The 13650-nt window shown below is 71.8% G+C and carries 17 protein-coding genes; 12 read left to right on the top strand and 5 right to left on the bottom strand.

All coding sequences use genetic code 11. The annotated features are described in order from the left end of the window. The first annotated feature begins 135 nt into the window (after window positions 1-135). The 7 genes from K8U61_RS06495 (at window position 136) to K8U61_RS06465 (ending at window position 5833) form a co-directional block, all read left to right on the top strand. Window positions 136-612, top strand: a complete 477-nt coding sequence (locus K8U61_RS06495) for a flagellar protein FlgN (protein ID WP_224122175.1) — start codon at window positions 136-138, stop codon at window positions 610-612. Window position 613: 1 nt separating this feature from the next. Next, on the top strand, window positions 614-2017 hold the full coding sequence (gene flgK / locus K8U61_RS06490; RefSeq protein ID WP_224122174.1) for a flagellar hook-associated protein FlgK: 1404 nt from the start codon (window positions 614-616) through the stop codon (window positions 2015-2017). A 23-nt stretch (window positions 2018-2040) separates the two neighbouring features. Beyond that, entirely contained in the window at window positions 2041-2916 is an 876-nt protein-coding gene (locus K8U61_RS06485) for a flagellin N-terminal helical domain-containing protein (protein WP_224122173.1), read from the top strand. 11 nt (window positions 2917-2927) lie between these two features. Beyond that, window positions 2928-3365 carry a flagellar assembly protein FliW gene (gene fliW / locus K8U61_RS06480; RefSeq protein WP_224122172.1) on the top strand — a complete coding sequence of 146 codons (438 nt, stop codon included), beginning with the start codon at window positions 2928-2930 and terminating at the stop codon, window positions 3363-3365. A 28-nt stretch (window positions 3366-3393) separates the two neighbouring features. Beyond that, a complete protein-coding gene (gene csrA, locus K8U61_RS06475; protein WP_224122171.1) occupies window positions 3394-3657 on the top strand; it encodes a carbon storage regulator CsrA in 264 nt (87 codons plus the stop codon). A gap of 152 nt (window positions 3658-3809) precedes the next feature. Further along, window positions 3810-5375 (top strand): MDR family MFS transporter, encoded by a 1566-nt coding sequence (locus tag K8U61_RS06470; protein WP_224122170.1) that lies wholly within the window; start codon window positions 3810-3812, stop codon window positions 5373-5375. Continuing rightward, complete coding sequence (locus tag K8U61_RS06465) at window positions 5372-5833, top strand: MarR family winged helix-turn-helix transcriptional regulator (protein WP_224122169.1); 462 nt, start codon at window positions 5372-5374, stop codon at window positions 5831-5833. Before K8U61_RS06470 ends, K8U61_RS06465 begins: the two co-directional genes overlap by 4 nt. Before the next feature lie 3 nt (window positions 5834-5836). Here K8U61_RS06465 and K8U61_RS06460 read toward each other — a convergent pair whose 3' ends face one another. Continuing rightward, a complete protein-coding gene (locus K8U61_RS06460) occupies window positions 5837-7444 on the bottom strand; it encodes a glycoside hydrolase family 13 protein (protein WP_224122168.1) in 1608 nt (535 codons plus the stop codon). Window positions 7445-7483: 39 nt separating this feature from the next. Beyond that, complete coding sequence (locus K8U61_RS06455) at window positions 7484-8848, bottom strand: cryptochrome/photolyase family protein (RefSeq protein ID WP_224122167.1); 1365 nt, start codon at window positions 8846-8848, stop codon at window positions 7484-7486. A gap of 43 nt (window positions 8849-8891) precedes the next feature. Between K8U61_RS06455 and K8U61_RS06450 the strand changes: the two genes are divergently transcribed. After that, complete coding sequence (locus tag K8U61_RS06450) at window positions 8892-9578, top strand: iron-dependent transcriptional repressor DtxR (RefSeq protein ID WP_224122166.1); 687 nt, start codon at window positions 8892-8894, stop codon at window positions 9576-9578. A gap of 165 nt (window positions 9579-9743) precedes the next feature. Then, on the top strand, window positions 9744-10070 hold the full coding sequence (locus K8U61_RS06445) for a hypothetical protein (RefSeq protein WP_224122165.1): 327 nt from the start codon (window positions 9744-9746) through the stop codon (window positions 10068-10070). Window positions 10071-10085: 15 nt separating this feature from the next. Here K8U61_RS06445 and K8U61_RS06440 read toward each other — a convergent pair whose 3' ends face one another. Both K8U61_RS06440 and K8U61_RS06435 read right to left on the bottom strand, forming a co-directional pair. Continuing rightward, window positions 10086-10898 (bottom strand): Sir2 family NAD-dependent protein deacetylase, encoded by an 813-nt coding sequence (locus K8U61_RS06440; RefSeq protein WP_224122164.1) that lies wholly within the window; start codon window positions 10896-10898, stop codon window positions 10086-10088. Continuing rightward, window positions 10895-11164 (bottom strand): DUF2277 domain-containing protein, encoded by a 270-nt coding sequence (locus K8U61_RS06435; RefSeq protein WP_224122163.1) that lies wholly within the window; start codon window positions 11162-11164, stop codon window positions 10895-10897. Before K8U61_RS06435 ends, K8U61_RS06440 begins: the two co-directional genes overlap by 4 nt. Before the next feature lie 65 nt (window positions 11165-11229). Here K8U61_RS06435 and K8U61_RS06430 point away from each other — a divergent pair, with 65 nt between their 5' ends. From K8U61_RS06430 to K8U61_RS06420, 3 genes are read left to right on the top strand one after another with little or no spacing between them, the layout of a single operon-like run. Further along, window positions 11230-12384 carry a saccharopine dehydrogenase family protein gene (locus K8U61_RS06430; RefSeq protein ID WP_224122162.1) on the top strand — a complete coding sequence of 385 codons (1155 nt, stop codon included), beginning with the start codon at window positions 11230-11232 and terminating at the stop codon, window positions 12382-12384. 5 nt (window positions 12385-12389) lie between these two features. Further along, entirely contained in the window at window positions 12390-12689 is a 300-nt protein-coding gene (locus tag K8U61_RS06425; protein ID WP_224122161.1) for a GNAT family N-acetyltransferase, read from the top strand. 42 nt (window positions 12690-12731) lie between these two features. Then, on the top strand, window positions 12732-12926 hold the full coding sequence (locus tag K8U61_RS06420; protein WP_224122160.1) for a hypothetical protein: 195 nt from the start codon (window positions 12732-12734) through the stop codon (window positions 12924-12926). Here the strand turns inward: K8U61_RS06420 and uppS are convergent. Next, window positions 12871-13509, bottom strand: a complete 639-nt coding sequence (uppS, locus tag K8U61_RS06415) for a polyprenyl diphosphate synthase (protein ID WP_263426752.1) — start codon at window positions 13507-13509, stop codon at window positions 12871-12873. The genes K8U61_RS06420 and uppS overlap by 56 nt on opposite strands. Window positions 13510-13650: the final 141 nt, after the last annotated feature.

Raw genomic sequence — 13650 nt, 5'->3', positions numbered from 1 at the left:
GGCACCACCTCCATCGGCAGGATCCGCTCCTTTAAAGGGATTTTTCCGCTCAGGAAGCCCGTTCGTCCGCCGATCTTCTTCCTCGACACCGGCGCACAAGGCGTCTGGACCAGTTGACTCAAACCAGGGGATGTCGTGCAGAAGCTGACATGGGTGCTGTGGCGAGAGCGCGAGCTGCTCGAGGCTCTGCTCTACCGGCTGGAGGTCGAGGAGCTGATCATGGCCAGCGGCCGCACCCGCTGGCTGGCCAACGCCTCCCGGGACGTCGACGAGGCCGTCGCCGCCCTGCGGGAGCTCGAGGTGCTCCGGGCGGTCGCCGCGAACGAGGCGGCCGAGCTCGCCGGGCTGGGCCCGGACGCGAGCCTCGGCGACCTGATCGCCGTCGCCGACGAGCCGTGGACCGGCATCCTGGTCGAGCACCGCGACCAGTTCCTCCGCCTCACCGACGAGATCGCCCGGGTCGCGCAGACCAACCGCGCGCTGATCGTCGCCGGCCTCCGCGCCACCCAGGACACCCTGCTCGGCCTGGACCGCTCGGGCACCACCTACACCGCCGGCGGGGCCGTCGACACCGGCGCCGCCCGCAGCGCCGTCCTCGACCGGAGCCTGTGACGTGACGGGCTTCTCCTCGATCAACACCGCCCTCACCGCCCTGCGCTACCAGCAGGGGGTCATCGACGTCGCGAGCACCAACGTCGCGAACGCCTCCACCGAGGGCTACGTCCGCCGCCGCCTGATCGGCCAGACCATCGAGACCGCCAACACCTCGGCGCTGTGGTCGCGCTCCTCGAGCCTGGGCAGCGGCGTCACCTCCAGCGGTGTGCAGCGCATCAACGACCCGTTGCTGGACGCGCGGATGCGCCGCGAGCACGGCACGCAGGGCTACCTGGACCTGAAGTCGGCCGCGATGAGCCGACTGGAGACCGGGATCGCCGAGCCGAGCAGCTCCGGCCTCGCGGCCGCGCTCAACAACTTCAAGTCGGCGCTCCAGGACCTGGTGAACTCGCCCGGGAGCGACGCGGCTCGCAGCCAGGTGCTCTCCACCGCCTCCATCGCGGCGGACGCCTTCAACCTCCAGTCGTCGAACTTCGCCGCCGAGGCGCAGGACCAGCGGGCCCGGGTGTCCGCCAACGTCCTGGAGATCAACGACGTCGCCAACCAGCTCGCCTCCACCAACAAGACCCTGGCTGCGGCCACCGCCAACGGCAGCGACACCTCGACCCTGATGGACACCCGCGACGCCCTGGCGCTGCGGCTCTCCGAGCTCTCGGGCGCGACCGCGAAGATCCGCGACGACGGGGGCATGGACATCACCGTCAACGGGGTCTCCCTGGTGTCGGGCGGGAAGGCGTCGAAGATCGAGATCGCCTCCGGCATCGAGGCCGACGGCACGGCCAGCGACCCGGCGGCGGAGATCACCTTCTCCGTGGTCGCGCCCGACGGCACCTCGACCGACGTCGACGGTGCGCTCGGGGGTGAGATCGGCGCCGGCGTCGAGCTCATCGACAAGGTGATCCCCGACTACGTGTCCGGGCTGAACCAGATCGCCGCCGACTTCGCCGACGCGATCAACGCGGTGCAGACCACGGGCTACGACATCGACGGCAACATCGGGTCGGACTTCTTCTCCTACGACCCCGACGACGCTGCCGCGAGCCTCAAGGTGGTCCTGACCAAGACCAGCGAGATCGCGGCCTCCAGCGAGTCGGGCGGCGTGCTCGACGCGGCCAACGCCGACGCGATGTCCGACGCGATCACCGTCGGCGACGCCTACCAGCGCCTGGTCAACAACTTCGGCAGCAGCGTCAACACCGTCAAGCAGCTCGCCGAGAACCAGCAGGTGATGACGACCCAGGTCGACAACGCCCGCGAGCAGCTGACCGGCGTCAGCCAGGACGAGGAGACGGTCAACATGGTGATGGCCCAGAAGTCCTACCAGGCCGCCGCCCGCGTCATGACCACGGTCGACGAGATGCTCGACACCCTGATCAACCGGACCGGGAAGGTGGGTCTGTGAGCACTACTCGCATCACTCAGAGCATGCTGATGTACCGGTCGTACAACGGCATGCAGACCGCGATGGACCGGGTGGCCAGCGTCCAGGAGCAGCTGACGACCGGGCGCGTCATCAACCGGCCCTCCGACGACCCGACCGGCGCGACGATCGCGATGCGCATCCGCTCGGCGGTCAACGACCAGACCCAGTACGTCCGCAACGCGAACGACGCACTCGGCTGGCTCAACCAGATCGACGGCACGCTCGGCACGGTCACCAGCCAGGTGACCCGCGCCCGCGACCTCGCCGTCCAGGCCAACAGCGGCGCCGCGGGGGCGACCTCGCGCGAGGCGCTGGCCACCGAGATCGACCAGATCCGGGCCGGCCTGATCAGCAATGCCAACGTCACCTACCTGGACCGCCCGGTCTTCGGTGGCGTCACCGCCGGGGGTACGGCGTACACCTCGGACGGCGAGCTCTCCGACCCTGACGCGATCGGACTGGGGACCGGCGTGGTCCGCACCGTCGCCGACGGGACGAAGGTCCGCGTCGACATCGAGGGCCCGGAGGTCTTCGGTGACGACGGGGACAACCTCTTCGACCACCTGACGGCCCTGGCGGCCGCTCTGCGGTCGGGGGACCTGGACGCTGTCTCGGACAACGTCGACGCGCTGGACACGGACGTCAAGCGGATCACCAATGTGCGCTCCGACATCGGAGCGCGCACGAACCGTGTGGAGCAGGCACAGAGCGTCGCGTCCGACGCTCAGCTCTCGCTCAACAACTCCCTCTCCGAGGTCGAGAACGTCGACCTCGCCAAGGCGACGGTCGACCTCCAGCTGCAGGAAGTCGCCTACCAGGCCGCGCTGGCGGCCACGTCGCGTGTCGTGCAGCCCAGCCTCCTGGACTTCCTGAAATGACGATGACGATGATGGCTCCCACCCCCACCGAGACCACCGTGGAAGGAGGTGCCGTGCCCGAGTCGCTCGAGATCCCCGTGATCGAGATGGTGCGGCCGCTGCCCGGCTTCCCCGACCACACGCGCTTCGCGCTGGTCCAGCTCGAGCCCGGCAGCGACCTCTTCAGCCTCACCTCGCTCGACGAGGAGGGCCTGCGCTTCCTCGTCGTCCCGCCGATGCACTTCTTCCCGGACTACGCCCCCGAGGTCGGCGACGACGTCGTGGAGGACCTGCGGATCGAGTCGGCCGCCGACGTCCTGGTCCTGGTGGTCCTCAACCCTGGCGCCGGCCTGGGCGACACCACCGCCAACCTCGCCGCACCGCTGCTGGTCAACCCCGGTGCGCGGGTCGCCGGGCAGATCGTGCTCGACGAGCCCGGCCTGCCCGTCGCGGCCCCGTTGCTCGGCTGATCCACCCCCGTCCGGATACGGTGGGCCCATGCTGGTACTGAGCCGCCGTGCGGGAGAGAGCGTCGTCCTGGGTGACGACATCACGGTCACGGTGCTCGAGGTGCGCGGTGACGTGGTGCGCGTCGGCATCGACGCGCCCCGGTCGCTGAAGGTCCACCGGGCCGAGCTGCTCGCCCAGCTCGAGGAGAGCAACCGGCAGTCCGCCTCGCCCGACGACGACACCGTTGCCCGCCTGTCCGAGGCTCTGCACCGCGACAAGGACGCCGACCCGGCACGAGACGGCGGAGAGTAGTCCGGCTCACATGTGACCCCGTGTGATCGACACTTCGTTGTCGGTGGCAACCTTTCGGGAATATAGTTGCCACCGACAACCTTCTAGTCGTCGTGAATCGAGCTTCCGTGACCACCGAACCTGCCGCCGCCGCACGTGCCGACGACGCTCCCATGTCCCACCGGCAGATCCTCGAGGCCCTCAGCGGCCTGCTGCTGGCGATGTTCGTGGCGATGCTCTCGAGCACCGTCGTCTCCAACGCCCTGCCCCGCATCGTCTCCGACCTCCACGGCAGCCAGACCGGCTACACCTGGGTCGTCGTCGCGACGCTGCTGGCGATGACCGCGACCACCCCGATCTGGGGCAAGCTCGCCGACCTCTTCAGCAAGAAGCTGCTGGTGCAGGTCGCGCTGCTCATCTACATCGCCGGCTCGGTCGCCGCCGCGCTCGCGCCGAGCATGGGCGTCCTCATCGGCGCCCGCGTCGTGCAGGGCCTCGGCGTCGGCGGCCTGACCGCGCTCGTCCAGGTCGTGCTCGCGACCATCGTGTCGCCGCGGGAGCGCGGTCGCTACTCCGGCTACCTCGGCGCGGTCTTCGCGCTCGCGACCGTCAGCGGCCCGCTCATCGGTGGCGTCATCGTCGACTCGGCGCTCGGCTGGCGCGGCTGCTTCTTCGTCGGCCTGCCCTTCGCCGTGATCGCGTTCTTCCTGCTCCAGAAGACCCTGCACCTCCCGGTGGTCAAGCGCGCGGTCGACATCGACTACGCCGGCGCGACGCTGATCGTCGCGGGCGTCTCCACCCTGCTGATCTGGGTCAGCCTCGCCGGCAACGACTTCGCCTGGGGCTCGGCCACCAGCGCGGCCCTCGTGGTGCTCGGCCTGGTGCTGCTCGCCGCGGCGGTGTACGTCGAGGCGCGGGTCGCCAAGGACCCGATCATCCCGCTGCACCTCTTCCGGGACCGCACCATCACGCTCGCCACGATCGCCTCGATCATGGTCGGCGTCGCGATGTTCGGCTCCACGGTCTACCTGAGCCAGTACTTCCAGACCGCTCGCGGCATGAGCCCGACCCACGCCGGCCTGATGTCGATCGCGATGGTCGGCGGGCTCTTCGTCTCCAGCATCTTCAGCGGCCGGATCATCACCGCGACCGGACGCTGGAAGCGCTTCCTGGTCGGCGGCATGGTGCTCGTCGTCGCGGGCCTCGCGCTGCTCGGCACCATCGACGAGAAGACCAACCTCGCCGAGGTCGGCCTCTTCATGGCGATCCTCGGCGTCGGGATGGGCATGACCATGCAGAACCTCGTGCTCGCGGTCCAGAACAACGTCGCGATGTCCGAGATGGGCTCGGCCAGCGCGGTCGTCGCGTTCTTCCGCTCGATGGGCGGCTCGATCGGCGTCTCGGCGCTGGGTGCGCTGCTCAGCCACCAGGTCGCCGGGAAGGTCACCAGCGCCCTCCAGGCGATGGGGATCGCGACCGACAGCACCGAGAGCCACTCCATCCCGGACCTGTCGACCCTGCCCGAGCCGGTGCGCGCGGTCTTCGAGACCGCGTTCGGCCAGTCGTTCGGCGAGCTCTTCCTGGTCGCCGCGCCGTTCGCCCTGATCGCCCTCGTGTGCGTGATCCTGATCAAGGAGGTCCCGCTGCGGACCTCCAACATCGAGGAGATCGCCGAGACCTCGCCCGAGGTCGCCGCCGAGATCCACCCCGCCGTCGTGAAGGCCGAGGCTGTGCGATGACCACCGTGACCCCCGGGACCGCCGCCCGCGTCGATCTGCTCCGCGATCTCGAGGAGCAGGTCGGCGTGATGATCCGCCGCGTCCGTCGGGTCATCGCCGAGCGGGCCCGCGCCGTCCACCCGGAGCTCCAGGGGTCGACCTACCTCATGCTCTCCTGGCTCCAGGTCCACGGACCCGTCCGCGCCTCAGCGATGGCCGAGGCGTTCACGATCGACAAGGGCGCCATCAGCCGTCAGGTCCAGCACCTCATGGACCTCGGCCTCGTCGACCGCACCCCGGACCCCGACGACGGCCGGGCCAGCCTGGTCGCCGTCAGCGAGGCCGCCCGCGACCGGATGGAGGTCGTCGCCGCCGAGCGCCGGGTGTGGGTCGACGACCGGCTCGCCGATCTCGACGACGCCGAGCTGGCGACGTTCGTGCGGCTGCTCGGCCGCTACAACGTCGCCCTCGACGCCTGATCCTCAGCCCAGCCAGACCGCCGTGTCGCCGGGCAGCGTGCCGTCGACCGGGCCGCTGGCCATCAGCACCCGGCCCTCGGGCAGGTCGACCGGCGCGGTGCCGCAGTTGAGCACGCAGGTCACCGGGCCGCGGCGGAACGCCACGACGTCCTCGCCGAGCTCGAGCATCTCCACGTCGTCCCCGGCCGTCGTCGCGAAGGTACGACGGACGGCGAGCGCCGCCCGGTAGAACTCGAGCGTCGACGCGTCGTCGCCGGTCTCGGCCTCCGCAGTGAGCGGCGCCCAGTCGTCGGGCTGGGGCAGCCACGGCTGACCCGTCCCGGGTCCGAAGCCGTACGGCGGGGCCGTGCCGCTCCACGGCACCGGCACGCGGCAGCCGTCGCGGCCGCCCTCGCCGGTGCGCAGGAAGAGCGGGTCCTGACGGAACTCCGGGGCGACCTCGACCTCGGGCAGGCCGAGCTCCTCGCCCTCGTAGAGGTAGGCCGAGCCGGGCAGCGCGAGCATCGTGAGCGTGGCCGCCTTGGCCCGGGCCAGGCCGAGCTCGCCGCCGCCGTACCGGGTCACGTGCCGGATGACGTCGTGGTTGCTCAGCACCCAGGTGGGGGAGCCGCCGACCAGGCCGACCGCGTCGAGCGTGTCGGTGATGACACCGCGGAAGGCGTCGGCCTTCCAGTCGGCCAGCAGCCACGCGAAGTTGAAGGCCTGGCTGAACTCGTCGGGGCGGATGTAGCGGGCCATCGACTCCGGCGTCTGCGTCCACGCCTCGGCGACGAACATTCGGTCGCCGTCGTACTTGGCGAGCACCTCGTGCCAGCGGCGGTAGACGTCGTGGACCTCGGGCTGGTCCCACATCGGCTCGTCGACCTCGGAGCGCTCGACCATCGACTCGCCGGCGGACTGCCCGCGGAGCTGGTCGACGCCCTCGGGGCGGCGCTGGTCGCGCAGCCCCTCCTCCTTGAAGAGGCCGTGGGCGACGTCGACCCGGAAGCCGTCGACCCCGCGGTCGAGCCAGAAGCGCAGCACGTCGACGAACATGTCGCCGACCTCGGGGTTGCGCCAGTTGAGGTCGGGCTGGCTGGAGTCGAAGAGGTGCAGGTAGTACTGGGCGTCGTCGCCGGTGCCGTCCTCGACGCGGGTCCACGCGGGACCCCCGAAGACCGACATCCAGTTGTTGGGCAGCGAGCCGTCCGCGGGCGCGTCGCGGAAGAGGTAGCGGTCGCGCTCGTGGCTGCCGGGTCCGGCGGCGACGGCGGCCTGGAACCACTCGTGCTCGCTGGAGGTGTGGTTGGGCACCAGGTCGACGATCACCTTGAGGCCGAGCTCGTGGGCCCGCTCGAGGAGCGCGTCGGCGTCCGCGAGGGTGCCGAAGAGCGGGTCGATGTCGCAGTAGTCGGCGACGTCGTACCCGTGGTCGTGCTGCGGCGAGGTGTAGAACGGCGAGATCCAGATGGCGTCGACGCCGAGGTCGCGCAGGTACGGCAGCCGGGAGGTGATCCCGGGGATGTCGCCGATCCCGTCGCCGTTCCCGTCGGCGAAGCTCCGCGGGTAGACCTGGTAGGTCACCGCGTGCCGCCACCACTCCTGCTGCTGTGCTGGATCGTTCAAAGCCATGCGGGACATCCTAGGGACGTCGCCCCGCTCCTCGGGAGGTCACCTGATCTCCTCCCAGCGGTCGAGGGCCTCGCGGCGCTCGGCGGCGTGGTCGACGATCGCCTCCGGGTAGCCCGACGCCTCCCGGTCCTCGGCGCTCGGGTCGTGCGGGTCGGCGACCTCGGCGAGCTCGGGCACCCATCGCCGGACGTAGTCGCCGCGGGCGTCGAACTTCCGGCCCTGGGTGGTCGGGTTGAAGACGCGGAAGTACGGCGCCGCGTCGACGCCGCTGCCCGCGGCCCACTGCCAGTTCTGCTGGTTGGAGGCGAGATCGCCGTCGACCAGCCAGTGCATGAAGTGCCGCGCGCCGTGCTGCCACTCCAGGTGCAGGTCCTTGACCAGGAAGCTGGCCACGATCATCCGGACGCGGTTGTGCATCCACCCGGTGGCGCGCAGCTGGCGCATCCCGGCGTCGACGATCGGGAAGCCGGTGCGGCCGCGCTGCCAGGCGGTGAGCTGGGCGTCGGGCTCGTCGTACCGCATCCGCGCGTACTCGGGGCGCAGGTACTCCCGCGCGGTCTCCGGGCGGGCCGCGAGCACGTCGGCGAAGAACTCCCGCCAGGCGATCTCCTTGCGGTAGGTCGCGGCGCCGTCGCTGCGCAGGCGGGCCAGGTCGGCGAGCATCGTGCGCGGGTGGATCTCGCCCCAGCGCAGGTGGGTCGACATCCGCGAGGTGGTGTCGAGGTCGGGCCGGTCGCGCTCGCCCTCGTAGTCGCCGACCCGGTCCAGGAAGTCCTGCCAGGTACGGCGGGCCGCGGCCTCGCCGGCCTCGGGCAGCTCGAGGCCCGGGGGCAGCGCCGGGTCCGGGATCTCGGTGGTGTCCTTCTCGAGCTCCAGCCAGCTCCCGCCGCTCGGGGCCTCGACCGGTGCCCGCCAGCCGTGCTCGGCCCAGGCGCGGGAGAAGGGCGTGTAGACCTTGTAGGGCTCCCCGCTCCCGCTGGTCACCCGGCCCGGCGCGACGGCGTACGGCGAGCCGGTGCGCACCAGCTCGATGCCGTGCTCGGCGAGCGCCTCCTCGACGGCCGCGTCGCGGCGGGCGCCGTACGGCCCGAAGTCGGCAGCGACGTGGACGCGGGTCGCGCCGACCTCGCGGGCGGCCAGGACGACCCGGCGGACCGGGTCGCCGCGGACCACGGAGAGCCGGGTGCGCCGCTGCCGCAGGGCGGAGTCGAGGGCGCGGAGCGACGCTCCGAGGTAGGCGCGCCGGCTCGGCCCGGCCGGGCGCCAGAGCGCCGGGTCGAGCACGAATAGCGGCAGCACGGGACCGTCGGCGACGGCCTCGAGGAGCGCGGGGTTGTCGGCCAGGCGGAGGTCGCGCCGGAACCACATGACGGCGGTGGGGGCGGAAACAGGGGACTCGGACATCGCCTCCAGCCTGCCAGTGGGTGCCATACGACAGAATGGAGGCGTGAGCGATCTGATCGACACCACCGAGATGTACCTCCGGACCATCTACGAGCTGGTCGAGGAGGGCATCGTCCCGCTGCGTGCCCGGATCGCGGAGCGACTGCACCAGAGCGGTCCGACGGTCTCCCAGACCGTCGCCCGGATGGAGCGCGACGGTCTGCTGACCGTCCAGGGCGACCGTCATCTCGAGCTGACCGACGAGGGGATGCGCCTGGCGACCCGGGTGATGCGCAAGCACCGCCTCGCCGAGCGGCTCCTCACCGACGTCATCGGGCTCGAGTGGGAGCTGGTGCACGAAGAGGCGTGCCGATGGGAGCACGTGATGTCCGAGACCGTGGAGCGTCGCCTTCTCAAGCTCCTCGACCACCCGACCGAGTCGCCGTACGGCAACCCGATCCCGGGCCTGGACGAGCTGGGCGAGAGCGAGCGGGTCGAGGAGTTCATGGAGGGAGTCGAGCCGCTGTCCCGGGCAGCCGGCTCGGACGAGGGGAGAGTGCTGGTCCGACGCATCTCGGAGGAGATGCAGAAGGACGAGATCCTGATGAGCGCGATGCGCCGAGTGGGCGCGCTGCCGGACAAGACGATCACCGTCGTCGCGACGCCGGCCGGGGTCCTGGTGGGCTCGGGCGGCGAGACCGCGGAGATCGTGCCGGAGGCAGCCGACCACATCTTCGTCCGGAGGCTGTGACCTCCGGCACGCAGAACTACCGACCCGCTCGGGCGTTGGCCGGACAATTGTGGGCGTCTTGCGTCCGCCTTGAGTTTGTCGTGATGGTGACGTCGCTACGGTGGGTGCGACCGGGTCGGGGGGACCGGGTCGGTGGCTGCCGGGGGAGGCAGTGGGAGGGTACAGATGGAGATCGTGGCACTCGACCCGTCCGTACGGGTGCGTGGGGAGCGGGCGGTGGTGGTCGCCCACAGCCAGACCGGGCTCGAGCGCGGGCTCGAGCACCGCGAGGGCGTGGTGCTGCACACCGCCGAGGGTGACTACTACGCCGCGCAGGTCGGCGGCATCGACTTCGACATCGACGACACCATCTACACCTTCGACATCGGCGCCCGGCTGCCGGAGGACCTCGCCCTCGAGCGCGTCGAGGGCCTCGACCCGGCCGTCCACGACCTCTCGCTGCACGAGATCGTCGACCTCCTCGGCGAGCTCTCCAAGGACCAGGCCGGCTGAGCCGGTCCCGGGCGGTCAGCCCGCCAGCGCGGTGAGGAACTCGCTGCAGCCGTCCTCGACGCGGTACGTCGCGAGGTCGTCGCCCCGCGTGGTGCCGCGGTTGACGATCACGACGGGCGTCCCGGCCTTCGCGGCGCGTCGTACGAACCTCAGGCCGGACATCACGGTGAGGCTCGAGCCGGCGACCAGCAGCACCCCGTCGGTCTCCGCCAGCGCGTCGACCGCGGCGTAGCAGCGGGCGACCCGCTCGGCCGGGACGTTCTCGCCGAAGAACACCACGTGCGGCTTGAGGATCCCGCCGCAGCCGTCGCACGCCGGGACGACGAACCCGGCCGTGTCCTCGAGGTCGACGTCGCCGTCCGGTCGCACCTCGACCGCGGCGTGCCGGTCGGCGTACCCGGGGTTGAGCTCGCCGAGCAGCTCCTGGAGCGCGGCGCGGGTCGAGGTCTCGCGGCAGCCGAGGCAGACCACGTCGGCGATCCGGCCGTGCAGCGCGACGAGTCGCGGGGTGCCGACCTTCTCGTGCAGGCCGTCGACGTTCTGGGTGATGAGGAGGTCGGGCGCGATCCGGGCCAGCGCGCGGTGACCGTCGTTGGGGTCGGCGCGCCGCATCCGCCCCCACCCGACGTGGCTGCGCGCCCAGTAGCGCTGCCGGGCCTCGGGGCCGGAGACGAACTCCTGGTAGGTCATCGGCATCCGCGCCGGCGCCTGGGGCCCGCGGTAGTCGGGGATCCCCGAGTCGGTGGACAGGCCCGCGCCGGTCAGCACCACCAGGGGCCGGCTCCGCAGCAGGTGGAGCAGGTCGGTCCGCTCGTGCAGCTCGGTCAACGGGCGTACCGGAGCTCCGCCCGGGCCCGGGCCTTGGCCGCCTCGACCTCGCGGTTCTTCGGCGGTGCGGTCGTCACCAGGTCGTCGAGGAGGTGCTCGGTGATGTGCGCGATCTCGCGGACCGCGCGGTCGAACGCCTCCTGGTTGGCCTGGCTCGGCTTCGTCGTACCGCTCACCTTCCGGACGTACTGCAGCGCGGCCGCCGACACCTCGTCACGCGTGGCCGGCGGCTCGAAGTTGTTCAGCGGGCGGATGTTGCGGCACATGCTCCGAGCGTACGTCGCGTCACACGCTGTCGTCGCGGCGTCGTCCGCCTGACAGCATGGCGCGCATGCCTGCTGATCGCGAGCTCGACATCGTCCTCCTCGGCGCGACGGGGTTCACCGGCGGCCTGACCGCCGAGTACCTCACCGCCCACGCCCCTGCCGGACTACGCTGGGCGCTGGCCGGGCGGAGCAAGGAGAAGCTGGAGGCGGTGCGCGAGCGGCTCGGGGTCGACGTCCCCCTCGTGGTCGCCGACAGCTCCGACGCCGAGTCCCTGGCCGAGCTCGCGGCCCGGACCCGGGTGGTGATCTCGACCGTCGGCCCCTACCTCGAGCACGGCGAGCCGCTGGTCGCCGCGTGCGCCGCCGCCGGCACCGACTACGTCGACCTGACGGGCGAGCCGGAGTTCGTCGACCGCGTCTACCTCGACCACCACGAGACCGCGGTCCGCACCGGGGCACGGATCGTCCACGCGTGCGGCTTCGACTCTGTCCCGCACGACCTCGGCGCCTACTTCACCGTCCGCGAGCTCGCGCCGACCGGGCCGGTCACCCTGCGCGGCGTGGTCCGCGCCGGCGGCATGTTCTCCGGCGGCACCTTCCACTCCGCGCTCGGCCAGATCTCGCGGGGCAAGCAGATGCGGGCCGCGGCGGCCGACCGGCGCAAGGCCGAGCCGAGGCCGGAGGGCCGCTCGTCACGCGCGGTGGGCGGCAAGCCGCACCGGGACCCGCTGCTCGGCTACTGGCTGCTGCCGATGCCGACCATCGATCCGTTCATCGTGGCCCGCAGCGGCGCCGCGCTGGCGTCGTACGGCCCGGAGTTCCGCTACTCCCACTTCGCCGGCACCAAGACGCTGCGGTACGCCGCCGGCGGCGCGGCCTTCGTCGGCGGCGTCGCGCTGGCCGCGCAGATCGGCCCCCTGCGCCGGGCGCTCGGCGCTCGGATCGCCCGCGGCGACGGCCCGGACGAGGCGCGGCGCGCGAAGTCGTGGTTCACCGTCGACTTCGTCGGCGAGACCGACGGGCGGACCCTGCGCACCCGGGTCTCCGGCGGCGACCCCGGCTACGGCGAGACCGCGAAGATGCTCGCCGAGTCCGCCCTCTGCCTCGCCCTGGACGACAACCCCACCACCGCCGGCCAGGTCACCACCGCCCAGGCGATGGGGGACGCGCTGCTCGTCCGGCTGCAGGCGGCCGGGATCCGCTTCGAGGTCGTGGACTGACACCGGTGGCCGATCTGGAGCTGCTCCGCGCGGACCACGCCCCGGCGGTGCTCGACTTCGAGATCGTCAACCGCGCGTGGTTCGCGCGCTCGATCGGTGACCGCGGCGACGACTACTTCGACCACTTCGCCGACCACCACGCCGAGCTCCTCGCCGACCAGGGGGCCGGTCACCGCGCCTGCTACCTGCTCGTCGAGGACGGCGTCGTCCTCGGGCGCTTCAACCTCCTGCTGCTCGGCGACGGCGTGGCCGAGCTCGGCTACCGGGTCGCGGCGAGCTCAGCCGGCCGGGGCGTCGCCACCTAGGCGGTCCGCGAGATCAGTGGCCTCGCGGCCGACCGGTACGCCGTGACGACGCTCCGCGCCTCGGTCTCCGACACCAACCTCGCCTCCCAGCGGGTGCTCCAGAAGACCGGCTTCGTCGAGATCGGACGGGCGGACCCGGCGGAGATCGGCGGCAAGCAGGGCAGCTGGTACGAGCGCGACCTCACCGACGACGGTCGGCGTAGAACGCCAGCGCCGCCGCCAGGTCCGCCTCGCTGAAGGCCGGCCAGAACCTCTCGCTGGAGTAGATCTCCGCGCCGACGCTCTGCCAGGGGAAGAAGCCGGAGAGCCGCTGCTCCCCGCTGGTGCGGATCACCAGGTCGATCTCCTTCACCGGGCCGCCGGGCAGGGCGGCGGTGATCTCCTCGACCGTCGGTGCCCGGCCGTCGAGCAGCGCGACGCTCCGGCGGATGCCCTCGACGATGTCCTGGCGCCCGTCGTACGCGATCGCCAGCGTGAGGTGCGAGGCGCGGTCCGCGGTCGCCCGCTCGGCCTCGGCGAGCGCCCGCCGCGCCCGCTCGTCGAGCAGCGACCGGTCGCCGGAGACGTGGACCCGCCACGGCTGGTCCGGCCGGGTCAGGACCCGCGGGATCGTCGTGGCGAGCAGGTCGAGCAGGTTGGCCACCTCGGCCTCGGGCCGCTTGCGGATGTTGTCAGCCGAGAGCACGTACGCCGTCACGTGCTCGATCCCCAGGCCGGCGCACCAGCCGAGGAACCGCTCGAGGTGCTCGGCCCCGACCCGGTGGCCGACCCTCGGGTCGAGGTGTCCGGCCGCCCGCGCCCACCGGCGGTTGCCGTCCATCACGATCCCGACGTGGCGTGGATGCGCCCGGGTCTCGCTCGTCGACGGCCTCACGTGCCCCGGGCGAGAGTCGAACTCGCGACCTTTCGCTTCCGGACCTTGACGGAGCGCGGCTGCTCTCTCGGTCGGCCTCACGTGCCC

The sequence above is a fragment of the Nocardioides mangrovi genome (assembly GCF_020073815.1).
Classification (GTDB): domain Bacteria; phylum Actinomycetota; class Actinomycetes; order Propionibacteriales; family Nocardioidaceae; genus Nocardioides; species Nocardioides mangrovi.
This window is presented reverse-complemented; position numbering and strand designations above follow the sequence as displayed.